At 70.0% G+C, this 24,680-nt stretch carries 14 protein-coding genes and 1 pseudogene; 2 read left to right on the plus strand and 13 right to left on the minus strand.

Annotation, left to right across the window (positions count from 1 at the left end; genetic code table 11):
- Window positions 1-77: 77 nt before the first annotated feature.
- From VGS97_RS07215 to VGS97_RS07260, 10 genes are all read right to left on the minus strand, one after another.
- On the minus strand, window positions 78-2,057 hold the full coding sequence (locus tag VGS97_RS07215; protein WP_326852463.1) for a RiPP maturation radical SAM C-methyltransferase: 1,980 nt from the start codon (window positions 2,055-2,057) through the stop codon (window positions 78-80).
- On the minus strand, window positions 2,054-2,857 hold the full coding sequence (locus tag VGS97_RS07220; RefSeq protein ID WP_326852464.1) for a phytanoyl-CoA dioxygenase family protein: 804 nt from the start codon (window positions 2,855-2,857) through the stop codon (window positions 2,054-2,056). The genes VGS97_RS07215 and VGS97_RS07220 overlap by 4 nt, the downstream gene beginning before the upstream one ends.
- Window positions 2,854-7,185 carry a type 2 lanthipeptide synthetase LanM gene (lanM, locus tag VGS97_RS07225; protein ID WP_326852465.1) on the minus strand — a complete coding sequence of 1,444 codons (4,332 nt, stop codon included), beginning with the start codon at window positions 7,183-7,185 and terminating at the stop codon, window positions 2,854-2,856. Before lanM ends, VGS97_RS07220 begins: the two co-directional genes overlap by 4 nt.
- Window positions 7,182-8,225: a hypothetical protein gene (locus VGS97_RS07230; protein ID WP_326852466.1), complete on the minus strand. Its 1,044-nt coding sequence runs from the start codon at window positions 8,223-8,225 to the stop codon at window positions 7,182-7,184. Before VGS97_RS07230 ends, lanM begins: the two co-directional genes overlap by 4 nt.
- Before the next feature lie 179 nt (window positions 8,226-8,404).
- Window positions 8,405-8,674 carry an NHLP leader peptide family RiPP precursor gene (locus tag VGS97_RS07235; RefSeq protein WP_326852467.1) on the minus strand — a complete coding sequence of 90 codons (270 nt, stop codon included), beginning with the start codon at window positions 8,672-8,674 and terminating at the stop codon, window positions 8,405-8,407.
- Window positions 8,675-8,868: 194 nt separating this feature from the next.
- Window positions 8,869-9,129, minus strand: coding sequence for a hypothetical protein (locus VGS97_RS07240; RefSeq protein WP_326852468.1), 261 nt, complete (start codon window positions 9,127-9,129; stop codon window positions 8,869-8,871).
- Between the two features lie 61 nt (window positions 9,130-9,190).
- A complete protein-coding gene (locus tag VGS97_RS07245; RefSeq protein WP_326852469.1) occupies window positions 9,191-11,155 on the minus strand; it encodes a glycoside hydrolase family 127 protein in 1,965 nt (654 codons plus the stop codon).
- Window positions 11,156-11,158: 3 nt separating this feature from the next.
- Entirely contained in the window at window positions 11,159-12,025 is an 867-nt protein-coding gene (locus VGS97_RS07250; protein WP_326852470.1) for a carbohydrate ABC transporter permease, read from the minus strand.
- Window position 12,026: 1 nt separating this feature from the next.
- Window positions 12,027-12,986, minus strand: a complete 960-nt coding sequence (locus VGS97_RS07255) for a carbohydrate ABC transporter permease (RefSeq protein WP_414641658.1) — start codon at window positions 12,984-12,986, stop codon at window positions 12,027-12,029.
- A 147-nt stretch (window positions 12,987-13,133) separates the two neighbouring features.
- Window positions 13,134-14,462 (minus strand): sugar ABC transporter substrate-binding protein, encoded by a 1,329-nt coding sequence (locus tag VGS97_RS07260; RefSeq protein ID WP_326852472.1) that lies wholly within the window; start codon window positions 14,460-14,462, stop codon window positions 13,134-13,136.
- Window positions 14,463-14,735: 273 nt separating this feature from the next.
- Here VGS97_RS07260 and VGS97_RS07265 point away from each other — a divergent pair, with 273 nt between their 5' ends.
- Window positions 14,736-15,767, plus strand: a complete 1,032-nt coding sequence (locus tag VGS97_RS07265; RefSeq protein WP_326852473.1) for a LacI family DNA-binding transcriptional regulator — start codon at window positions 14,736-14,738, stop codon at window positions 15,765-15,767.
- A 250-nt stretch (window positions 15,768-16,017) separates the two neighbouring features.
- Here the strand turns inward: VGS97_RS07265 and VGS97_RS29455 are convergent.
- Window positions 16,018-16,164, minus strand: a pseudogene (locus VGS97_RS29455) (LacI family transcriptional regulator); the annotation flags it as partial.
- Window positions 16,165-16,194: 30 nt separating this feature from the next.
- On the opposite strand from VGS97_RS29455, the gene VGS97_RS07270 reads away from it, so the two are divergent.
- Window positions 16,195-16,809 carry an AbfB domain-containing protein gene (locus tag VGS97_RS07270; RefSeq protein ID WP_326852475.1) on the plus strand — a complete coding sequence of 205 codons (615 nt, stop codon included), beginning with the start codon at window positions 16,195-16,197 and terminating at the stop codon, window positions 16,807-16,809.
- A 123-nt stretch (window positions 16,810-16,932) separates the two neighbouring features.
- On the opposite strand, the gene VGS97_RS07275 is transcribed toward VGS97_RS07270, so the two are convergent.
- Window positions 16,933-17,913 carry an esterase/lipase family protein gene (locus tag VGS97_RS07275; RefSeq protein WP_326852477.1) on the minus strand — a complete coding sequence of 327 codons (981 nt, stop codon included), beginning with the start codon at window positions 17,911-17,913 and terminating at the stop codon, window positions 16,933-16,935.
- 37 nt (window positions 17,914-17,950) lie between these two features.
- Entirely contained in the window at window positions 17,951-24,640 is a 6,690-nt protein-coding gene (locus tag VGS97_RS07280) for an SDR family NAD(P)-dependent oxidoreductase (RefSeq protein WP_326852478.1), read from the minus strand.
- Between the last annotated feature and the right edge of the window lie 40 nt (window positions 24,641-24,680).

The following is a 24,680-nucleotide window of genomic DNA, read 5'->3' on the forward strand; positions in this document are numbered from 1 at the left end:
GACGGAACGCGGCCGACAGCCGTTATGCGAGTTCCCTATCGCCGAGGCCGGTGTCATCGATATCGCAGTCGTGGGTGTCACGGTTCGTCAATGTCACAGTCGTGGATGTCACAGTCGTCAATGTCACGGTCGCCTGGCGGCGGCAGCGCCAGGCTCAGGTAATAGCGGCCTTCCTGTGCGGTGATCCCGGCGGCGCACCAGTCGGCGGCGACCGCGTCCATTTCGTCATGCAGATGCGTGAGGTTCAGGCCCTCCAGCGCTTTCGCCAAGGTGGACGGGCGATCGCTCAGGTACGCGTACGCGGACGCCCACGGTTCCGGGATGTCGAGGGTCCTTGGCGACCCGGCGCGCCGCCGGTCTTCGACGCGGATCCCGCCGCCGGGTGCGGGGTGATAGACGAGAGAGGGCGCTTGCGCGCGCCACCTCGCCTGCCAGTCGTGCACGACGGCTTTGAGGTTTCCGAAGGCCGTCTCGGGGAGTGTGTTCTCCAGCTGGTAGTCGAAGAAGTAGGCGGCCTTGTCCAGGTCGATCGAGGCCGGATAGACGAAGCGGTATCCCTCCTGCGGCCGCACATGGCGGGCCGGGAAGCGCGCGCGGTCGAAGAAGAGCGGGCTGAAGCGCTCAAGCCAGATGCGGCCGACGCCCAGCGGCGGCTGTAGGTGGAACAGGTCGCCCATGAGCGCGGCCTGCCCGTCGTGGTCCTCCCGGGTTTCCTCCGGGAATCCGTAGAGGACGTTCCATTGGACGTCCACGCCGTAGTACCGGCACCAGCGAAGAGTGTTGACGTTCTGGAGCCCGGTCACGCCCTTGCGCATCAAGGCGAGCACCGGTGTGCTGAGGGATTCGATGCCCGGCTGGACACAGCGCACCCCCGCGTCGCCGAGCCGGCGGATCTGGTCGCGGCGCAGATTCGACTTCAGCTCGTAGAAGAGGTCGTATTCGCCGCCCCGCCTCGCGAGCGCGGGAAGCAGGGAATTGAAATAGGACATGTCCATGATGTTGTCCACGGCCACGAAGGCGGTCACGCCGTGCCGGCCCGAAAGCTCGCCGAGCTCCCGCTCGACGCGGCCGGCCGACTTGGCCCGGAACGCGATCCCGTTGGCGTTGAGGCCGCAGAAGGTGCAGTGCTTGCGCTCGCCCCACCAGCAGCCCCGGGCGCTCTCGAACGGAATCGACGTGGACTGCCGGTGCGCCGCGGGCAGCAGGTTCAGGAAGCTGAGCCGCTCGGCCCGGTCGAAGAACTCGTGGTAGTCGGGAATCGGCAGGTCGTCGAGCCGGGTCGTGGGGGCGGCCGCGGCCCGCCGGGTCACGTCGCGGCGATCGCGGCAGACGACCCCCGGCACGAGCGACGGGTCGCCGCCGCGGGCCAGGGCCGCGAGCAGTTGGGGGAAGGAGGCGTCCGCCTCCCCGGCGACCGCGTAGTCGATCCAGGGAACGCGGCGCACGTACTCCGTTCCCATCTCCTCCTCGAAGTTCGCCCCGCCGAAGACCACCGACACCGACGGGAACTCCTCCTTGATCCGGCGGGCGAGCGCGAGGGAGGCGACGTTCTGCTGGAACGTGGAGGTGAAGCCCACCACCCGGAACCGTCCCCAGTCGACGACCCGCATGAGGCTGTCGAGGTACTCGGGGACGATCTCGTGCCGGATGGCGAGCAACTCGCCCCGGGACCTTCCGGTCGAGCTCAACAGCCCGGCCGCCTGCTCGTCGCAGAAGTCCAGGAACGCTCCTCGCGGATCCGGCGCCTCGTCGTCGAACGCGGCGATCGAGAACAGCCAGTCCCCCAAGGGGTAACGCCCGTCGTTGCACAGGTTCTCGTAGACGGAGGGTTTGATGGCGGCGGCGAAATCCAGGTAGAGGTGAAACGTCTCGACCGGGAATCCGTGCGCTTCCGCGATCGGCTTGAGCAGGCCGAGCTGAATCGAGGGGTGAAGGTGCGAGACGAAGGGCATTGAGACGAGCGCGACCGGGAACGAACCGTGCGTTTCACGGTCCTGGTCCGATGCCGCAAGCGGGGCGGGGACGGTGGAGAGCAGTGCGGCGGAAAGGACGTTCATCGCGCGTACACCCCGTTCGACCGCGCCGGCTGCGCCCGGGGATCGAGGCCGGGATCACCGGCGGGGCCCAGAGCGTCCGTGAACACGCTGAGCCGGGCGCGCATCGATGAGCCCGCAGGACCGAGGAGCTCACGCTGCAACGGTGTGGTGGCCAGTTCCCGGTACGGAGCGAGGCTGTCGTACGGATTGGCCACCAGGTATCCGGGTGCGTACTTGTAGACGAGGGCTCGCCGCCGGTGTTCCGCTCGCCACTGCCGAGTGCCGTGAATGAGGGCCTCGGTGAAGACGATCATGTCGCCCGCGCGGACGGCCGGGTTGACCACCAGGGGTGAGTCGAGAGGCGGCCGGTACGGCGTGTTCGCCCGATGACTGCCGGGAACGCAGATGAAACCGCCGTCTCCATCGTTCACGTCGGCCAGGACGTACATGGCGACGACCAGCCCGTTGTACATGCCGCCGTGAACCCATTGATAGTGCTCGGAGCCCTGATGGGACCGGGGACCGCCGTGCAGGTTCTCACCGACCGCGGTGTCGGCGGTCATCTGGATCCCCAGCCCGTGGTCGAAGCGCAGGTAGTCGCCGATCAGTGAGCGCAGGAGTTCCAGGGTCGCGGCGCGCGCCATGAGCTCCACGCACAGCGGGCCCAGATCGAGCAGCGGGAAGGCCACCGGAGGCGGCGCCGGCTGCACGAGGTCGAGCGCGCGGTTGAGCTCATCCACCTCGCCGGGCGAGAGCGCCCCGCGGATGACGACCACGCCGCGGGTATCGAACTCGAATAGCTGTTCCTCACGCACGGTCATGCTCCTTGCAGGTGGGAGTCGTCCCCGGCGTTCGGGCGCCAGAGCAGCACAGAGGGCACCCGCTGCGGATCGCACAGACGCAGGAGTTGGTAGCCGATGCCGGAGACACCGTTGAAGAGCCCGGGGCTGTCGGCCTCCACGGGATGTCCGGGCAGGAGGCGGAAGGCACCCGCCCGCGACCGCCGCCCGAGGACCGAGGCAGCCCGGGCCTTCGCGTGCTCCACCAGTTCCGGGCGGCCGAGTCGCAGGCCGGCGGCCAGAAGCAGTTCGGTGCGGCCGAAGGCGCCGCAGCACAGGCTGTCCAGGCCGCCGCCGCCCGCGGCCATGGCCGATCGCACCGCGATCTCGACGTCGGCGCGTGCCTCGCGGTCGTCGGCGCGGGCCAGCCTGCTCAGGCCGATTCCCGGGGCTCCGTGGCACCAGCCGTCGGCGTATCGAGCGGCGGAGTCGGAGCCCTCAGGGCGGTCCCGCAGATCAGGCCAGTTGCCCCGCTTCGGATCGAAGCGGGCGTTCTCGTAGGCGATGCCTTCCAGAGCTGCCGTCAGGAATGCGGCCTCCCCGGTCGCGTCGTACAGACGCATGAGGGCGTAAGCGATACCGGCGGCGCCGTGCGCGAACCCGGTCAGCGGCTCTCTCCCCCGGACAGACCATGCGCTTAGGCCAAACGGCGTCATGACACGCTGTGCCAGGAGGCGTCGGCCACAGCCGACTGCCCGTTCCAGCCATTCGGCGTCGTCCGTCCAGGAGGACAAGGCGAGCAAGGCGAGGATCGCCCCGGCGCAGCCGGAGATCACGTCGAGGTCTTCGTCCGCTTCGATCGACTCGGGGCCGATCGACCGGGCGGCGTGCTCGGCCAGTGCGACGAGCGCGGGTTCGGCGAGCAGTCGAGCGGCTGAACCCAGGCCGTAGACGATCGAGCCCATGCCTTGCGCGCCCCCGATGCCCAGTTCGGCGGCCAGGTCGTGCCGCGCGGACGGCAGCTCCAGGATCCGTCTGAGTGGATTGAGTGCGGCCAGCGCGAGCGAACGGAAACCGCCGTCGCACGGCTCGTCGAGCGCGGCGAGGAACAGCGCGATCCCGGCGGCCCCCTGGTAGAGGTCGAATCCGACCGGCTCGATGCGGTGCCGGCCGGTTTCACCCGAACGGAACAGGCCGAGCCAGGTCGCTTCGTCGCCGTCGCGCACGGCCTGATCCGCCAGTGCCCGCCCGATCTGCGCCGCCAGCCGCTCCGCTTCCGCGCGCGGTAGGCACGCAGCCTGCCCGCCGGCTGTCTCTCCATCGGCTGTCTCCGGCTCGTCAGCGCCGGAGACAACTGACAGTGCCAGCGCCGCCTGCTCCGTATAGAGGGCAGCCCGAATGATCCTGACCTGGTCGCGGCCGGATTCGGGACGTCTCGTCCGGTCCAGCCGCGAAGCCGCGGCGCCGAAGCCCGAACCGTCGAAGAGCACTGGGATGTCGCTGCCGAAGACCCCCTCTTCGAACGCGACCGTGGCCGGCGGCGCGGGGGCGGCCGACGCGCAGCGGTGGGCGGCCCTACAGCCGCACACAAGGCCACGGTCACGTTCGAAGAGCCCGAAGACCTCGTCCGCGCCGTCGACGGGGACGTCGAAGCGCGGGATGTCCAGCCGGGCGAGGGCCTCCTTCTCCGCGATGAGCAAGGGCCGCGCGCCGACGGCGGCGGGCCCGCTCGGCAGGTCGTGGGAGGCCTCGTCGAGGGCCGCGTCGAAATCGGCCGCGTCTCCCAAGCCGCTGGGCTGGAGCGCGCGATGAAGCAGACCGTAGTACTGAGCGGTCGGGCGCAGGATGAACCGCGTCTTCAGGCCGCGGAAGGCGGCGATCGGCCCGCCGGGGGCGATGAGCTCGTCGGCGTGCTCGGCGAGCAGCGCGGTCATCTCGCGGTAGCCGTCCACGATCTGGTCGGCATGTGACCGAGCGCAGAGCCGCCGGCCTTCGAGGCTGGGCAGGTTCTGCGACGCGCGAGTCCTGCCGGAGCGGTAGCGCAGCTTCATCGCGTCGGTGTTGACGTGCTCCCATTGCGGGACGAGCACCGGCGTGTCCTCGTCTCCGGCACCGCACAGCCCGCTGATGTCGAAGGCGCCGCCGGACGGACCGGACCGCCAGTCGGGCAGCAGGCCGACACGCAGCACTGACTCGCCGAGAGTGCGCTGCGCCACTCCCGCCGCCCCGATGCCCGACAGGTCCGCGGCGGCTTGCGGATGGAAGAGGGTCTCCAGGTCGACGAGCACCGGGTGTTCGCCGCAGGCGACCAAGTTCTCCAGATGGCAGTCGGTTGCCCGCAAGGTGTGCAGCAGGCTCAGCAGTCGGCCGACGCTCTGGTAGTAGCGCCGCACGGCGGCCTCATCCGGGCAGGGGGCCGGATCGACGGCTTCCGCCCAGCCATGAGTGCGCCGGTCGAGCACCCGGGGTGTGCGCAGGTTCAGCCCGTGCTCGGCCAGCCAGTCGAACAGTCTCGACCAGACGGCGTCGACCGCGAGCGTGCGCGGCTTGTAGATCACCCGGTCGCCTGACGTGAAAGCCAGGCGGAGCACGCTGCGGCCGCCGTGATGGCGGTCGGACAGGTCCGCCTCGATCTCCTCGACCCGGCCCGGTTCCCTCCCGAACAGTTCGGCGCCGAGGAGCGCGCGATCGTCGCGTAGCCTGGCCAGGAACTCGCACGTGGCGTCGACATGCGACTCGACCAGCCCCGCCACGATCCGGGCCAGTACCGGGTACCGGCGGTAGACGCCGACCATGGCACCGTCCAGCAGGCCGGCCGCGAAAGCCCGATAGTGCGTGCGCCGTTCTCGCCCGTCCGCGGCGCCGAGCAGGCGGTCGAGCGCGCCCTGCCGTCGCATGCGGAACAGGGTGAATTCGAGTTCGAGGGCGGGTCCCAGGGTGAAGCCGGCCCAGCGCAGCAGGCTGCGATCGAGTTCGGCGAGGGCCCGCGGGGACACGAGCCGGCCGAGTTCCCGGCCGCACCTTTCCCGGATCCTCTCCGCCGCCGCCTCGACCAGGGGGACCACCAGTTCCTGGAATGCAACCGGCCGGGACGCGTCGAGATACGCGAGCCGCTCGGTGTCACCGTGTTCCAGGTATTCCAGTGGTGCGGCAGGGGACCGGTCGAACGACCGCGCGAGTACATCCGGCAACGCAGACGAACCCGAAGGCGGCGCGGATTCCAAGGCGGCCGAACCTGGTGGCGGCGCGGATTCGAATACGGCGGCGGGACTGGGCACTCCCTGATCGCCCGCGTACCAGGCGATGAGGGCCGCGAGCACCGTGGCGGAAGTGAACAGGCGGTTCTGATCGGCGACCAGCGGTCCGGCTGAAGGGCTGCGCCAGGGCTCGTACTCGCTCGGCGGCGGCACGCGCAGGATCGGCGCCGACGGCCAGCCGCCGTCCTCTTTCTGCGTGCCGAGCAGTCGGCGCACGCCCCGTTCGGCCGCTCCGAGAAGCGCTGCGCGGTCGGGTCCCGTCGTTCCACCGGCGACGAGAACCAGGGTCGCGACGGCCAGTGCGGTGGCGAACGCGGTGGGGTCCGCATCCCGGCCCTCCGCCCAGGCGCCGCCGTCCAGGATGGAACCGGCGACCCACTCAGCGGCCCGGCGCGCCTGCTCCCGGTCTCCCACGCGCACGAGGAGCCGGCATGCCCGATAAGTCGCGTAGAGCCGGCCGTGCCACCAGTAGGCCTCCCAGAATCCCGCAGGATCCTGTCGTGCTCGCAGGTAGTCGGCTGCGTCTGCCGCCTGCTTCCGGTATCGCTTCAGGCCCGAGGCGTGCAGTGCCTCTCCGGCCAGAGCCGTGACGCACGGCTGTGACCGGCACCAAGCGCTCCCGGTGTACAGCCAGCCGCCTTCTGCGTGAAGCGGCGCGTAGGTTCGAAAGCCGCCGTCTTCCTCGCAGCGGAATCCGGCCAGGACTTCGGCGGCCGCGGTCACGTCGCCCGGATCGTCGGCGGCCCCGCGCGTGTCGGCGAGCAGGAGCAGAGCATTGGCCGTCGAGTCGGCGTCCGGAGCCTGCTTGCCGTTGTAGCCCCAGCCGCTTCCCGGCGAGCCGGCTTCAAGGAGCCAGCCCCGAGCGGCCTTCACGAGGGGTCCGGCCGCGCGGATCCTGCGCAGGTTAGCCGCGACATAAGCCGTCACCCACTGGTCGCTCACTCCGGACTCGCGGATCGCGAAGTCACGCCAGCTTCCGTCCGGCTCTTGGCGGCCGGCGACATAGCCGAGGCCTGCGTGGATCGCGGCCCGCAGATCCGGGCCGACGCGGCTGCCGGTCCCACCGGTGCGGGATTGCGGCAGCACGGTCATGTGACCGCTCAACACAGTCATACGATCCCTCTCAGCAGACTCGCGGCAGTGACCCGTTTCCAGCCGCCGAAGTAGGCCTTCGCCTCGGCCAGCCGTCCCGCCTGGTACGCGAACTTCACGTGAGCGATGGCACGGACCAGCAGCTCATCGGCCGCGTCCTGCCCCGCCTCGACTCCGGGCCACCGGAGCAGCGCCTCGGCCTTCCGCGCCGAACACAGGCCGAGTCGGCCGGCGAATCCGAGCAGGCCATCCCAGGACGGCCCGTCCTGCGGCTCGGCGGACGCCGAGCACTCGATGCCCAGACGAGGTGCGATCCCGTCTTTCGTCACATCGAGGTCCAGGCACAGATGGGCGGCGTGCGTGCGGAGTTCGTCGAGGCAGGGCCCTAGCCGGGCCGGGTCGCCGGTCCAGCCGACGTCTCGCAGATATTCGCAGAACAGCTCCGCCGGCAGGCGGCGGACACACAGACGCACCGCTTCGGTGCGTCGGGCGAGCATCATGCCGACTTGGAAGATCTTGGCGTCCGCCGGCAGCGCGCGAAAACAGCGATCGATCCGGTCCGTGAGCGGTGGCGCAAAAGCCCCGGCGCCGAGCGCCCCGAGGCCGACCCTCGTGGCTTCGTGGTCCCTGGTCGGCTGCCGCTGCCGGCCCGGGAACGACGCGGCCCGAGTATCGGGGTCGTCGAGGCCGAAGAACACGCTGGGAACCGGAGCACCGATATGCGGCCGGTCCAGGTCGAATTCGAGCCAGAGGTTTGAGACGCCCCGGTGCAGACGGGACGCAGGCCGCGCCCACTCGCGCGCGAGGGAGCCCACCTGATGCCAGGCGCGGGCCGCCGCAGGTGTCGAACCGTCATATCCCGAGGCGCAGCTCAGCAGCGCTTCGCGCTCGCCCGGCCATGGAGTGACGCAGCACAGCAGGTCGGCCTGGTCGGCCGACTCCCGCAGCCGCGCCTCGAAGCCAAGCCGCGCCGTCATCGATCCCGGCAGCAGCCGGGTGACTTCCCGCGCGGCGGTGAGCGAGGCGGGCGGGACCAGTTCGGGTGGCAGCACGCGTTGCATGCGGCTCAGGAGCAGCTGCGCGGAACCCCGTGCAGGTTGCTCCAAGCCGGGGTTGAGGCCGCCGATGCCGGGCCTCTCCGACCGGTCGAGCTGGTCGGAGAGGCCGTCAGCACTCAGCGAGTGATGAGAGTGGAGTTGCCGCATGAACGGTTACGGCCGAACGTGCCGTGCTCTTTCTCTCAGCACTGACAACCGTTGGACTGGGCCGACCAGGTGACGCCCATCGTGTGGGTGTCCTTCTTGCTGGGAGCGTGTCCGTTGGAGGGCAGAACCAGGTGAGCGGTCTCCTGCGTGTCCTCCACGACCTTGATGTGGACGCTCGACGGGACGGCGATCCCCAGTTCCTGCCCGATCGCCTTGTGCGGGTCGCTCAGCAGCAACGCCTTGAATTCGGAGTCCCGCGCCGCCCGGGCGACGACACGCGTCTGCAAATCCTCACGCTGGTCCATATAACTTCTCCAATCGATTGAAGTAGTCGTCGGGCCCCCGACGATCAAGCTACCCCCTTGATCGAGAAGTCGAAGCGCGTACTACGCCGTATAGGCGATGGTTGTCTTGATTGCTTTGATACGACACGTGACCCTCGCACCCGCGGGCGCGAGGGTCACAGGAGGCTGCGTTGAGCTGACTGATTATTGGATGATCACGGGATGCTGGGCACCACCCACTGGATCATGCCGACCGACGCCGTGCCGTTGCCCTGCATGTTGATGCGCAGCTTGGAGGTCGTCACCGGGCCGAAGGTGATGTCGTTGAAGGTGTTGAGCGCCGTCGGCTGGCCGCTCTGGTTGCCGACGTTCACCCAGTTGCCGCCATCCCAGAACTGCACCGCCCACGAGGACGGCGCCCGCAGGCCGCCGCCGTCGTCGGCCCAGTAGACCTCGGTACCGTTGAATGCGCTCACGGGGCCAACCGTCCGGCTGTGGCACCTGCGCCGGGCCGAAATCCGAAAGGAAACTGATTTCCTACGCGCGAGTCGCGTCAACGGGCAACCAGACCCGCATCGTGGAGGGGCCGCGGTTCGCCCACGCGTGGTACGGCACCAGCGGTATGTCGGCTGTCTTGATCGGTTGTTCGGGCTTGTGCTCATCCCCGCGGGCCGAATAGGGCCAGTTGTGGTCGCGCGAGGCGAGGCCGTGGAAACGTACGACGACTTGGCCGTCCACCACGCGCGGCGGCGCACTGACGTCCACTCGCAGTGCGTCGACGGACGCCGTCCGCGGGACGTCCACGGACTCCAGCGCCATGACGAGCGGGCCGCGCTCGACCGCGACGCAGCCGCGGACGGCGTCGATCCGAGGGTCGGGATAGGTGAACCGCGGAGTCATCGGCAGGCGCAGGACGACCTCGTCGCCGGGCCGCCAGACTCTGCGCTCGGTGAGCGTGCCTGGACCGACCGGCCGCGTGTCTGCGCCCACGGTGACGGACGCCCCCCGCGTCGCCCAGCCGGGCACGCGCAGGGACAGCGACCAGGCCCGGTCGGCGCGGCTGTCGATGCGGACCCGGATCTCTCCGTCGTAGGGGTATTCGGTGGTGACGGTGACCCGCAGTTCCTGGCCGTCGGCACGGCTGTGGCTGACGGTGCCGGACATGTACTGGTGTAGCTGTAGGCCATCCTCGTCGGCGGTGGCCACGTAGGCGGCCAAGCTGGCCAGGGTCCGCGCGACGTTCGTCGGGCAGCACGAGACCTCGAACCACGGCGCACGCAGGGACGCCGCCGCGCGCACGCTGGGTCGGTCCGGGTCCGCGGGGCCGCCGAGTTCCCGGCGGTGCAGTGTGTTGGCGTAGAAGAACGCTCGTCCGTCCGCGGAGGGCGAGGTGGAGACCACGTTGAACAGGGTTCGCTCGATCAGGTCGGCGTACGCCGGATCGCCTTCGGCCAGCAGCAGCCGCCATGCGAGCATCACCGAGGCGACGCCGGCGCAGGTTTCCGAGTACGCGCGGTCCGGGGGCAGAACGAAGTCCTCCGCGAACGCCTCGTCCTGGTGGCGCGAGCCCATCCCGCCGGTGATGTACGTGCGCCGGGCGACGGTGCGCCGCCACTGCCGGGCGACGGCTTCGCGCAAGGCGCCGTCATCCGTCTCGTCCGCGAGGTCCACCGCGCCGGCGGCGAGGTAGAGCGCCCGCACCGCGTGGCCGCGGAAGACCTCTGCCTCGCGCACGGGTATGTCGTCCTGGAAGTACTCGCGGCCGAACTCGATCTCCTTGAGCACGTGGTGGCCGCGGCGGTCGACGAACAGCCGGGCCTGTTCGAGATACCGCCGGTCGCCGGTCGCCCGGTACAGCTCGACGAGCGCGGACTCGATCTGCGGGTGGCCGTCAACGGATTCGATCCCGTCCTCGCCGAACACGTCGCAGACCAGATCGGCGGCGCGGCGGGCGACTTCGACCAGCAGGTCTTCCGGGTGCCCGGTGCGAATACGCGCGACGGCCGCTTGGAGCAGGAATCCGACGCAGTAGAGCTCGTGCCCCATCTCAAGGTCGGACCAGCGCGGCTCCTGGCCGGGCCGGCCGAACCTGGTGTTGACGTAGCCGTCAGGCTCCTGAGCCGCCGCGATCCGCGCGACGATCGCGTCGAAGCGCCGCTGAAGGGCCGGATCGGGCCGCCGGCCCAGTTCCCAGGCCATCGCCTCAAGGAACTTGTAAATCTCGCTGTCGGAGAACTCGCGGCCCGCCCGGCCGGCCGGGAGCCGGTGCTCGCGGGCGGCGTCGAAGTTGCCGAGCCAACCGGTGCGTTCGAGCCAGTGGTCGATGTGCGGCAGTATCGCGCTCTGATTGCGGTGCTGAAGTTCGGCCCAGTACCCGGCGGTGATCCGGACGTCGGTGAGGGACAGGGGACGCAGCCTCGCCCCGCGCGGCATGACCGGGCGGCCGGAGTCCGGCGCGCGGTCGGCGTGGGGTGCTTGCAGGCGTGCGGTGTCGGTCGTCATCGATCAGCCCTTGAGTGCGCCGGACATGAACCCGCGGACGTACTGCCGCTGGAGCAGGATGAACAGGACGATGCAGGGCAGCGCGAGCACCACCACTCCGGCTTCGGTGGCGCCGTAGTCGATGACTCCCATCACCTGCGCGCGCAGGTTCGCGACGGCCACCGGCAGGGGCAGCTTGGTGGAGTCGCTGATCAGCACCAGCGGGGTGATGAAGTCGTTCCACGCCGCGAGGAACGCGAACAGGCCCACCGTCACCAGCCCCGGGCGCACCGCGTGCACGAGCACCCGGACCAGGGCTTTGAGAGTGCCGCACCCGTCGACCAGCGCGGCCTCTTCGAGTTCTTTGGGCACCGACTCGAACGAGATGCGCATCATGAACGTCGCGAACGGCAGCTGGAACAGCGTCAGCACCAGGGACAGGCCGAGCAGCGAGTTCTGAAGGCCGATCCGGTCGAGCAGCACGTAGAGCGGGATCAGCAGCGTGGCGTAGGGGACCATCAGGATCGCCAGCGTGAGCATGAACAGCACGTTCTTGCCCGGGAACGCGAACCGGGCGAAGGCGTAGCCGCCCAGCAGCGAGACGGCGAGCGTGAAGACCACGGTGAGCCCCGAGACGATGAAGCTGTTCAGGACGTACTGCCAGATGCCGGCCTGGTAGTGGGTGAGGGTGTCGTAGTTCCCCAGGCCCCAGCCGTGCACCTGGGCCGTGCCGGCCTGCGGCGAGACGGACCGGATCGCCGCCCAGAACAGCGGGAACAGGAAGATGATCGCCAGAGCGCCGGTCAGGACGTAGTACGGGGTGCGCACCGCCAGGTTCGCCACGCCCGTGGAGCGCGGGCGCGCCGCCCGGACGCTGTGGGTCGATGCCATGTCAATTCTCCTTGCCACGCAGCCAGCGGAACTGCCCGATGTTCAGCACGAGCAGGGCGGCGAGGACGGTGATCGACAGCGCCGCGGCGAGACCGAGGTCGTTGCGGCCCTGGAAGGCGGCGTTGTAGACGAGTTGCACGATCGTCAGGGTGCTGTTGTCCGGGCCGCCCTTGGTGAGGATGTAGAACTGGTCGAACGCGAGCAGCGAGCCGGTGACGCACAGGATCGTGCACAGCGCGAGAGAGGGGCGGATCAGCGGCAGCGTGATGTGCCGGAACCGCTTCCAGCGCCCGGCGCCGTCGATCTCGGCGGCCTCGTAGACGTCGGCCGAGATCCCCTGCAACGCGACCAGGAGCAGCAGCATGTAGAACCCGGCGTAGCGCCACACGATCAGCGCCACCGTGGACCACAGCGCGTGGCCGGGGGTGCCGAGGAACGAGACCGGCCCGTTGCTGATTCCGAGGTCCTGCATCACCTGCCCGAACGGGCCGCTGTCCGGCGAGTAGAGCGCGTAGAACAACAGCGACGCCGAGGCCAGGCCCAGGGCGCTGGGCACCAGGATGGCCGTGCGCAGCAGGCCGGTCCACCGGGTCGACTCCTGGACCACCAGCGCGAGCCCGAGCGCGCAGCCGATCAGGATCACCGTGGTGACCACCGTGTACTCGATGGTGAAGCGGACCGCCGGCCAGAACAGCCGCTGGTCGACGGCGGCGGTGAAGTTGTGCGGGGCGTTGAGGCCCTGATCACCGTTGAACAGTCCCCAGTCGGACACGGACATCTGCGTGACCAGCAGCAGGGGAAGGACGAAGAACACGACGACGAACGCCGCGGTCGGGGCGGCGTACGCCCAGCCGGCCGCGCGGCGCCGGCGACTGAGGCCGTGCCGGCGAGGCTTGAGCACCGACACGGTGCCTGGCGGACTGGGGGATGCAGAGTGTGTGGTCGGCGACTGAACGCTCATGGCTTTCCTGGTCGTTGACGGCGAGAGCTGCGCACAATGGGCTCTTCGAACTCGGCCGGGGCTTTGTGTGCGGCTGTAGGCTCGTCCGCCGCCGCGCGTCGGCCAACCCTGCGCTGCGGGCCCCGGCCGAGTTCGAAGAGCCGGAGTTCACTGGCCGAGGACGCCGTTGATGGCGCTGTTGTCCTGCGACAGGTTGTCCTTGCCGTTGAACACCTGGTCGCGAAACAGCGTGACCCAGGGGCTGCCCGCGGCGTTGAAGGCCTGCTGGAAGTCGATCGCGATCGGGGTCTTGCTGTTCGGCGATCCGGCGACCTGGTTGATGGCCACGACGCGCGGGTCCTTGACGGCGTACTTGTTGTTCGCCAGGTCGCTGCGCGAGACGATGCTGTCGTTCGCGGCCAGGACGTTGACCTGTGCGTCGTCGGACATCAGCCAGGCCAGGAAGTTCCACGCCTCGGCCTCGTGCCTGGAGTCCTTCGACACGCCGATGCCGTCGCCGCCGACGAAGGTCGACTCGCCGCCGTCCGGGCCCGGGATCGGGGCCACGCCCGCGTCGACGGTCTTGCCGACCGTGGGCAGCAGGGAGGCGGGGTACGGCATGATGCCGATCTTGTTCTGCTGAAAGGGGCCGACCCAGGTCGCGCCGGTCTCGTCCTTGCTGGCGGGATCGACGGCGCCCGAGTTCCACAGGTCCTTCCAGGCCGCGTACACCTGCTTCGCGGTGTCGCTGTCGAGCAGCGACTGGGTGCCGTCCGGGCTCAGGACGTCGTTGCCGGACGCCCAGATCATCGGGAACCAGGTGAAGACCCCGCAGCCGCCGCAGTTGCCGCCGAAGTACGTGCCGTAGACGCCCGGCTTCTTCAGCGCCGCGATGGCCTTGGCCTGCGTGACGAAGTCCGCGAGGGTGGTCGGGCCCTTGTCCGGGTCGAGGCCGGCCTCCTTGTACAGCGTCTTGTTCCACATCATCACGGACAGGTCCAGCACGAACGGCAGCACGTACTCCTTGCCCTGATACGTGCCGGCCGCCAGGTGGCCCTTGTTGATCGCGCCGGCGAAAGGCAGCTTGCCGATCTGGCTGGTGAGGTCCTGCCACAACCCCGCCTTGACCCAGTTGGGCGCGTAGACGATGTCCGAGGCGAACAGGTCGGGCAGCCCGCCGCCGCCCGCCGCCGCGCCGACCTTGGTGACGTAGTCGTCGTTCGGCACGATCGTCAGCTTGACCTGATTCTTGTGCGACGCGTTGTACGCCTTGACGAGCAGGTTGGCCTGCAACTCCAGCGGCGCGCGCGTCCACAGCGTCAGCGACGTGCCGTCGTCGGTGCCGTTGATTCCGCCCTGGGTGACCGATTCACCCTTCCCGCCGCCGCTGCTGCACGCCGCCAGGCTCATCGCGGCGACCGCGACCACGGCGACGACCGAGCGGCGGCGGCGCCGGCCCTCCGATCCTTCCGATCCTTCCGATCGAATGCTGATCATGGGCAGCACTCCTTGATCTCGCGCCCGCGGCCTCGCGGGGCTAAGTGTTTTCGGTTTGGCTTTCGTTCGGCCTGCTTGACACGTGGGATTCTTCGCGATATTCGACCACGTCGTACGACATGACATGGTCTTTTAGGTGTCCTGAGCCATCGACCTGATGGATCGGCGAATTCCGAAAAGGTTTTCCTCAAAGTAATCCCGGGCATGCTGCTGGTCAAGGCTTTGAAGAGGTATCGTTTTCACAACACCACCGGGACGAAGACGGGAGGGGCAGTGGCGAGGCGAGCTGCCCAGCGCTCGAACAGCCGCGCTGCCACGCTGGAGGACGTCGCTCGACTGGCCGGGGTGTCCATCGCGACCGCATCCAAGGCGTTGAACGGCCGCACGCATGTCTCGGCCACGACACGAACCACCGTGCTGGAGGCCGCCGCGCGCCTTTCGTACTCTCCGAACGCGCTCGCGCAGGGGCTGCGCGCCGTGCGCACCGGCATCGTCGGGCTGCTCACCTCGGACCTTGAGGGCCGGCTGTCGATCCCGATCCTCATGGGCGCGGAGGACGCGTTCGGCGTCGGCCGCACGAGCGTGCTGCTGTGCGACGCGCGCGGCGACGCGATCCGCGAGGCCCGGCATCTGGAAACCCTGCTTTCCCGCCGGGTCGACGGCCTGATCGTGGTGGGCGCCCGCCCGGACCCGCGCCCGTCGGTGGGCCGCGACCTGCCCGTGCCGGTCGTCTACGCGTACGCGCCGTCGGAGGATCCTGACGACCTGTCACTGGTCAGCGACAACGTTTCGGGCGGGCGGATGGCGGTGCGTCACCTGATCGACGTAGGACGCCGCTCGATGGCCCACATCACCGGCGACCCCAGCTACGGCGCGGCTCAGGACCGTGCCAAAGGCGCGCTCGCCGAGTTGGCCGAGCAGGGCCTCGAACTGGCCGGCGGCCGAGTGTACTTCGGCTCCTGGTCCGAGGCGTGGGGGCGCAGCGCCACCAGGATGCTGCTGTCCCAGACGCGGGGTGTCGACGCCGTCTTCGCGGGCTCCGACCAGATCGCGCGCGGTGTCATCGACACGCTGCACGGGGCCGGACTTGACGTGCCGGGCGACGTCGCCGTCATCGGCTTCGACAACTGGGAGATCTTCACAACCAGCTCCCCTCCCCCGCTGTCCAGCATCGACATGAATCTTGAGACCCTCGGCCGGGTCGCCGCGCAGCGGCTGTCGGCCGCGCTCGGCGGCGACCTCAGGACAGGGGTCGAGTCGTTGCCCTGCCGCCTGGTGCCGCGCGAGTCGACCACCTCCGGGTGAGCGACCCGCCGCTGGAGGCGCCGCACTCGCTGAAGGCACTGTGCTGGGGCGTGTTCGAGAGGCGGGGCCGGGGTCGTGGTGTCTGGCGCGCACGCTCGCCTCGTTGTCGGACTGTCCCATGACAACCGGCCTAGGGGCGATCCTCCGCCTTGCGATCGCACGCGCCAGACACCACGCCCTGATCCGGCCCTACTTCCCAAACACGCCTTAGCGCGGCGCGGCGACACTGTCTCGGGTGATCAGGACGGGCCCGAACGCTCGCCACCGCCACCGCGAACCCGGCCTCGGACGCCGACTGCTCGAACGCCGCCAGGAGTGAGGCCGGACCGAACAACGTCGTGTTCTGGGCAACCACGCCGATCACTTTGGAGCGCCCGGCGACGAGGGCGCGGAGGGCTACCAAGGCGGCGCCGGCAGCGGCTGCGTCGTGGCCACACCGACGCTGAGCAGTGGAGCGGGCAAGAGCGCAAGCCACTTCCCGGAGGGCGACGACACCGACAGCAACTGCTCCGACTTCATCGTCGGCGGCCCCACGCCGGGTGGGGAGAACACGTTCGCGCTGGATCCCGGACCGCTGGTGTCGATCCAGACGACCGCCACCGGCGGCACGTCGGACTTCATCAAGCACGACGACACCGACGACCTCGTCGTCACCGCACCGATCACGGCGAGCAGCGCGCAGACCGACAAACTGGACGCAACCTTCATGGAGACGCCCGGCCTGGCCGACCCGAGTTGCGTCTCGTTCGAGTCGGTCAACAAGCCCGGCAGCTACCTGAGGCACCAGAACTTCCAGTTCCACCTGCAACCCGGCGACGGCAGCACGCTGTTCTCCCAGGACGCGACGTTCTGCCCGCAGACGGGCAACAGCGGGACAGGCGTCTCGTTCCAGTCGGTGAACTTCACGACCAAGCACATCCGCACCTTCGACAACACCGTCTACCTCGCCAGCGACGGCGGAACCAACCCCTGGGACGACGCCACCACGTGGGCGACCGACTCAAGTTGGCTGGTAGCCCAGCCGTGGGCGCAGATCCCGTAAGCGCCTGATGCCTGACGCCCACGGAATCTGACCTGTAGTCCACACCTTGACGTGATCGCTCTCGGCACCGCTGTACCGGCGCTGAGAGCGATCGCGCGTTTACGCCCCTACCCCGAGCCGGGTTCAGAACGGCGGGACGAAGCCCACCGGACCGGTGAGCGGGAGCACCGGCAGGCACGGCACGTTGACGGGATGTGCGGGGTCGAGGGCGTTGAGCACGTCCGCCAGCGCCACCGGGTCGTATGGGAGTTCGAAGTGCTCGGTGTTGTCCAGTGCGCACTGATCGTTCACGGTGATGTTGGTGACGTTCGGCGCAGCCGACAGGAACGCGTTGGTGTACGGCGTGGTGACCTCGTCGCCCTTGTCCGCGATCACGGTGTAGTCGACCGTGGGCACCGTTGGCGTCGCGTTGAGCTTGGCGAGGAAGGGCGTGCCGATCTCCTGCTCCACACAGGCGTCGCACGCGATGCCGACGACGCTGTTGACCGGGACAAGCAGGTTGAGTGTGTTCAACAGGTTGATCAGGCCGTCGATGGTCGTGCCGTAGTTCGGCGGGGCGAGGCCGACGAGTTTGTCGACCTTCTGCGCGCCGCCGAGGAAGTTGATGTAGTAACGGGACATCATGCCGCCCTGCGAATGCCCGACGATGTCGACCTTGCCGGCCCCGGTGGCGGTGAGGACCTGGTCGACGAACGTCGCCAGCTGCTGGGCGGAGGCCGAGATCTCGCCGAGCCCCTGGAAGTCGTCGGCGGGCGAGATCAGCGCGCCGTAGTTCAGCGAGAAGACGCAGTAGCCGTGGTCGGTGAGGAGGGGTGAGGCGGCCTGCCATGTGTCGCTCATGTTGAGGTACGTCCCGTGCACCAGGATCACCGGGTACGGGTGCGCCGTACTGGGATGGCAGTTGAAGTCGTTGGCTCCCGGTGGCGGCTGCGTCGGCGTGGCGGCATGCGCGACGAACGCCGCCGTGAAGCTGTACGTGATCGGCAGGCTCGCGGCCTGCGCGGATACAGTTCCGGTGAGCGCGCCGCCGGTAAGTGTGGCCACTGTCACCGCGCTGAGAACGGCGAGCGCGGCGGTGCGGCGGCGGGCCGGGTGACGGCGCATCAGCCGCATGATCGCCTCCAGGAGTCGTAGGGTACTGTCACGATGTTCCGTAGTCCCGGTCGATGAGGGCGAACAGTTCGTCGTCCGTCGCCGATTCGACGGATCCGAGTACCGCGTCTTCGAGGGCTGCGTCGCCGTCGGCGGCGGTCTGCGCGGTCGCTTCGTGCGCGCCGCGCCATCTCCAGAGCAGCGCGTCCAGTCGTTTCGTGATCTTCGTGCGTGTTTCGTCGTCCGGCGTCAGCTCCATCAGGGCTCGTTCCAGGCCCTCGATTCCATCGAACACCGGCGGTGGCGCGTCCTGCCCGGCGTCACCGGGGTCCAGCCGGGTGTGCAGGTCGCGGGCGAGCTCGACGGGGGTGGGCCAGTCGAACACGACGGTGGCCGGAAGCTTCAGGCCGGTCGCGGCGGTGAGCCGGTTGCGCAGGTCGACCGCGGTGAGGGAGTCGAATCCGAGGTCGCGGAACGGGCGGTCCGCGGCGATGGTCCCGGGGTCGCCGCCGCCGAGGGCGATCGCGGCGTGGGTCTGGATGAGGCCCAGCAGGAACTGGTGCTGCTCGTTCTCCGGCAGCGAGGCCAGATGCCGCACGAGGGCGGCGCCGGTGTCGGCGACCCCGGCCCGGGCCTGAGGCTGGGCGGCGGTGCGGATGAGCCCGCGCCAGAGTGCGGGGACGGAGCCGGAGGCTGCCAGCGAACGCAACCGGTTGGCATTGACGTCAGCGGCGAGCAGCAGCGGATGATCGGTGGCGATCGCGGCATCGAAGAGCGCCAGCGCGTGTTCGGCGGACATCGGCGCGAGGCCGCGGTTGATGCGTGCCCGGTCGGCGACGCTGAGGTTGGCGGTCATCGCACTGGCCGGCGCCCACATGCCCCACGCCACCGAGATGCCCGGCAGCCCCTGCGCGCGGCGGCGATGAGCCAGGGCGTCCAGGAACACGTTCGCGGCGGCGTAGTTCCCCTGCCCCGGTGATCCGATGAGCCCGGCCGCTGAAGAGAAGAACACGAATGCCGACAGATCCGTGCCCGCAGTCAGTTCGTGCAGGTTGAGCGCGGCGTCCACCTTGGGCCGCAGCACCGCCTCAAGGTGGCGCGGGGTGAGCGAGGTCAGCGTGGCGTCGTCGATCATGCCCGCGGCGTGCACCACGGCGGTCAGCGGGTGATCGGCCGGGATCGCGGCCAGCACCCGGGCCAGCGCCTCCCGGTCCGCCGCGTCGCAGGTGGCGATGTGAACATCGGCGCCCAGCTCAAGCAGCCTCGCGCGCAGTTCGGCCGCGCCGGGAGCCTGGTCGCCGCGCCGACTGAGCAGCACCAGCCGCCTGATCCCGTGCTCGGTCACGAGACGGCGGGCGACCAGGGCGCCGAGCACGCCGGTGCCCCCGGTGATCAGCGCGGTGCCGTCGGGATCGAGCGGCGGCGGCAACGTCAGCACGATCTTGCCGACATGCCTGGCCTGGCTCATGTATCTGAACGCCGATACCGCGCGGCGCATGTCCCAGCTCGTAGTCGGCAGGGGTTGCAGGACACCCTTCCCGAACAGCTCCATGACGTCGCCGAGCATCTGCCCGAGGCGATCGGGTCCGGCCTCGCTCAGGTCGAATGCCCGGTAGCCGACGCCGGGGTAGACGCTGCCGAGTTGTCCGGGGTCGCGGATGTCCGTCTTGCCCAGCTCGATGAAGCGTCCCGTGGGGCGGGTCAGCCGCAGCGAGGCGTCCACGAACTCGCGAGTCAGGCAGTTGAGCACCACGTCGACGCCGCGGCCTGCGGTGGACGCGGTGAATCGCTGCTCGAAGCCGAGGTCGCGGCTGGAGGCGATGTCGGCCGGATCCAGTCCGGCGGCGGTCAGCACGGGCCACTTGCCGGGGCTCGCGGTGGCCAGGACCCGTGCGCCCCAGTGCCGGGCCAACTGCACCGCGGCCATACCGACCCCGCCGGCGGCCGCGTGCACCACCACCGTCTCGCCCGGCTGCAACGCGGCCAGGTCCGCGAGCGCGTAGTAGGCGGTCAGGAACGCCACCGGCACCGAAGCGGCCTGCTCGAACGACCAGCCTTCCGGAATCCTCGCCAGCAGCCGGTGGTCGGTCACCGCCACCGGGCCGAACGCGCCCGGCAGGACGCCCATCACCCGATCGCCGGGTCTCAGGTCGGGCACGCCGTCGCCGACCGCCGTCACGACCCCGGCGCCCTCGCCGCCGAGCGGTTGCCGCGCGGCGACCATGCCCAGGCCGACGACCACGTCACGGAAGTTCAACCCCGCCGCGCGCACCGCCACCCGGACCTCGCCCGGCCGCAGCGGGTCCATGACCTGCGGACAGGCCACCGGCGACAGGCCTTCGAGGGTTTGCGCCTCGGTGCTCTCCAGGCGCCATGCCGCCACCCCGGCGGGAGGCGTCAGGCTCTCGTCCGTCGCCGCGCCGGCCAGCCGCGGTACGAGCAGTCCACCGTCACGGACGGCCAGTTGCGGTTCTTCACACGTCGCGACAGTCGCCCACACCGGATCCGGTATGACAGCGAGTTCCTGATCCCGGCTCAGATCCAGCAGGACGAACCGGTCCGGGTGTTCTGCCTGCGCCGACCGCACCAGTCCCCATACCGAGGCGGCCGCCAGATCCGGGACGTCCTCGCCGGTCCGCGCCGCCACCGCGCCTCGGGTCGCAATCACCAGCGGGCACGGATCCAGGCTCTCATCAGCCAACCATGCTTGCACCGCGGTCAATGCCTCGGCGGTCACCGAGCGGACGGTGCATGCGATGTCGTCGGCGGAATCGGGGGCGTCGGCAGATGACTGCGAAACGCACGTCCACACCGCCGCCGCGGGCATCGGCGATCCGCCCGCGATGGCCGCGCCCAATCCGGCAGCACTCGGATACCGCTGCACCACCGCGCCGGAGGCTCGCAGCGCCTCCTCCAGTTCCGGCTCACCGTCCCCCAGCAGCGCCCATGGCCGGTCGGCCGACGACATCGGCGACGCGGACGGTGCCGAGTCGACCGGGACCCAGTCGAGCCGGAACAACGAATCGCGCACCGCGTGATCGGCCGCGCGCAACTGCTGCGCCGACACCGGCCGTACCACGATCGACTCCACCGACACCGCGGGCCGCCCGGTGAGATCCGCCGCCATCAGCGTCACCCGGTCCGGTCCCGTCGAGCGCACGTTCACCCGCAGGTCGGCGGCGCCTGCCGAGAACAGCGACACGCCGTCGAACACGAACGGCCGCCATATCCCCTCGCTGGTGGCCGCCTGCTCGCCCGCGACGATGACGCCAAGGCCCGCTGCCTGCGCCGCGGCGTCCAGCAGCGCCGGATGCACGCCGAACCCTCCGGCCTCGCCACGCTGCTGCGTCGGCAGCGACACCTCGGCGAAGATGTCGTCGCCCCGCCGCCAGGCCGCGCGGATCCCGCGGAACGCCGGACCGTAGCCGTAGCCGCGCTCCTTGTATCCGTCGTAGAGCTTTTCCACGGGCAGCGGCACCGCGCCCGAGGGCGGCCAGACCGCCAGGCCGCTGAAGTCCCCCGGCACAGCCACATCGGTCACCGCGCCAACGGCATGGCGTGTCCACGCGCCGTCGAGCGAGGTTTCCTCAGGACGCGAATAGACGCTCAGGGCACGCCTCGCCGATTCGTCCGGCGCCCCTACGACCACTTGGATCTGCATCGCGCCGTGCGGCTGGATCAGCAGGGGTGCTTCGAGCGTCAGGTCCTCGACCCGGCCGCGGCCCGCAGCCGCCGCGGCGGTCAGCGCCAGTTCCACGAACGCCGCTCCCGGCAGCAGCGCCACGTCGCCGATCACGTGATCAGCAAGCCACGGATGGGAGCGCACGGAGAGCCGACCGGACAGGATCACGCTGTTGCCGTCGGCCAGTTCGGTGATCGCGCCGAGTAGAGGATGGCGACCGGGATTGAGCCCCGCCATCGCGACCGCGTCCCCGGACGGCTGCGCGGCCTGCACCCAGTACCGCTGCCGCTGGAACGCATACGTCGGCAGTTCCACGCGCGCATCGGCCTGGCCGGGCACGATCGCCCGCCAATCCAGCGCCGCACCGTTGACATACGCCTGCGCTGCTGCGCTCGTGATCGCCACCGACTCCGGCCGGTCCTTACGCAGAGCCGCGACGAACACAGCCTTGCCGGAGTCGTAGTCGTCCACGCACTCCTGGCCCAACGCGGACAGCTCGCCGCTCGGGCCAAGTTCCACGAACAGGTTCACACCCTGATCCGCCAGCCAGCGGACACCGTCACTGAACCGCACCGGCTGACGTACCTGTTGCGCCCAGTACTCCGGCGAGCACAACTGCTCGTCCGGCACCGGCTCGCCGGTGAGGCCGGAGACGACCGGAATGCGCGGCGGCTGGAACGACAATCCCTTGGCCACATCCCGCAACTGGTCAAGCATCGGCTCCATCAGCGGGGAGTGGAACGCGTGCGAGACGTTCAGCCGCTTCGTCTTGCGGCCCAGCGCCGCCCAGTGGTCGGCGATCCGGCGCACTGCGTCTTCGTCGCCGGACACCACCGTCGCCATCGGGCTGTTCAGCGCGGCGATGCTCACGGCTGCGGCGGCCGCAGCCGTGCTCACAGCCCCGGCCGCGTCCGCCAGTGACGACACCACTTCCTGCTCACCGGCCTGCAACGACACCATCGCACCGCCTGCCGGCAGCGCCTGCATGAGCCGGCCGCGCGCCGCCGTCAGCGCACAGGCGTCCGGCAGCGACAGGACTCCCGCGCAGTACGCCGCGGCCAGCTCGCCGATCGAATGGCCCAGCAGGAATTCCGGCTGGGCGCCCCACGACTCCAGCAGCCGGAACAGCGCGGTCTCGATCGCGAACAGCCCGGCCTGGGTGAACACCGTCTGGTTCAGCAACTGTGCCTCGGCGGATCCCGCCGGCGCGAACAGGACGTCCTGGACCGACCGGCCGAGATGGCGGTCGAGGTGGGTGCACGCAGCGTCGAGTGCGTCGGCGAAAACCGGAAACGCCTCGTACAGTTCCCGGCCCATGCCGAGCCGCTGGCCACCCTGCCCGGAGAACAGGAACGCCAACCGGCCCGAGCCGTTCACCGTGCCTGTCACCACGTCGGCGGCGCTCTCTCCCCGTATCACCGCGCCCAGCCCGGCCAGCAGCCGCTCCCGGTTCGGCCCGAGCACGACCGCTCGACGCGAGAGCGCCGCCCGCCTCGTCAGTGAGCGTGCGATCTCCGATGGGTCGAGAGTGGAGTCGGCGGTGACGAATTCCAGCAAGCGTTTCGCCTGGTCTCGCAGGCCTTGCTCGCTTCGGCCTGTTAATAACCACGGCACTACCGTCGGCGCGGCGGTCGCGGCCGATGCGTCGTCGGGTGCTGATTGCCGGTCGTCGGGTGCTTGTTCCAGGATCACGTGGGCGTTGGTGCCGCTGATGCCGAACGAGGACACCCCCGCACGCCGCGGCCCCTCTCGCGGCGGCCACGGCATCGTCTGCGTGGCGAGCCGGACCGCGCCGGAGAACCAGTGCACGTGCGGGCTGGGCTCGTCGACGTGCAGCGTCCCCGGCACCATCCCGTGCCGCAGCGCCATCACCGTCTTTATGACACCGGCCATCCCGGCCGCGGCAGCGGTGTGCCCGATGTTCGACTTCACCGATCCCAGCAGCACCGGCCGATCGGCGGGCCGGTCCTGGCCGTAGGTGGCCAGCAGTGCCTGCGCCTCGATCGGGTCGCCCAGCGCCGTGCCCGTCCCGTGGGCTTCCACGACGTCGATCTCGCCCGCCGAAACTCCCGCGCCGGCCAGCGCCGCCCGGATCACCCGCTGCTGCGACGGGCCGTTCGGCGCCGTCAGGCCGTTGCTGGCGCCGTCCTGGTTCACTGCGGAGCCGCGCACCACGGCCAGGACCCGGTGCCCGCGCCGGTTCGCCTCCGACAGCCGCTCCACGACGAGGACCGCCGCCCCTTCGCCGGCGCCGAACCCGTCCGCCGCGGCGGCGAACGACTTGCACCGGCCGTCCGGGGCCAGCGCGCGCTGGCGGGAGAGCTCGACGAAAGTCTGCGGGGTCGCCATCACCGCGACGCCGCCGACCAGCGCGAGCGAGCACTCGTCCGCACGCAGCGCCTGACTCGCCAGGTGCAGCGCCACCAACGATGACGAGCACGCGGTGTCCACGGTGATCGCGGGGCCTTCGAACCCGAAGGTGTAAGCCACCCGGCCCGAGATGACGCTGAGCGCGCCGCCGCTCATGGCGTAGCCCTCGACCTCGGGCGGGACGCTCGCCGCGCTGGTCAGGTAGCCGGAGCGGGAGGCCCCGACGTAAACGCCGGTCTGGGGTCCGCGGATCGACGCCGGGTCGATCCCGGCCCGCTCCAGCGCCTCCCAGGAGACCTCAAGCAGCAGCCGCTGCTGCGGGTCCATCGCCAGCGCCTCACGGGGCGAGATCCCGAAGAAACCCGCGTCGAACCGGTCCGCGCCGCGCAGGAAGCCGCCAGCGCGCACGTACGTGGTGCCCGGCGTGTCCGGGTCCGGATCGTGCAGCGCGTCGAGGTCCCAGCCCCGGTCGCGGGGGAACTGCGAGACGGCGTCCCCGCCCGCCACGACCAGTTGCCACAGCTCATCCGCGGATTCGACGCCGCCGGGGAACCGGCAGGCCATTCCCACGATCGCGATCGGTTCGCGCGCCCGTGTCTCCATCTCCTGCACGCGCCGTCTGGAGCGCATCAGGTCCGCGGTGACCCGCTTGAGGTATTCCAGGGACTTCTCGCCGTCGTTCGCCATTGCCGCCGCTCCCGGATGCCCGAGTGGAGATTGCTGCGTT

Source organism: Actinocrinis sp. (assembly GCF_035946395.1).
Lineage (GTDB): Bacteria > Actinomycetota > Actinomycetes > Streptomycetales > Catenulisporaceae > Actinocrinis.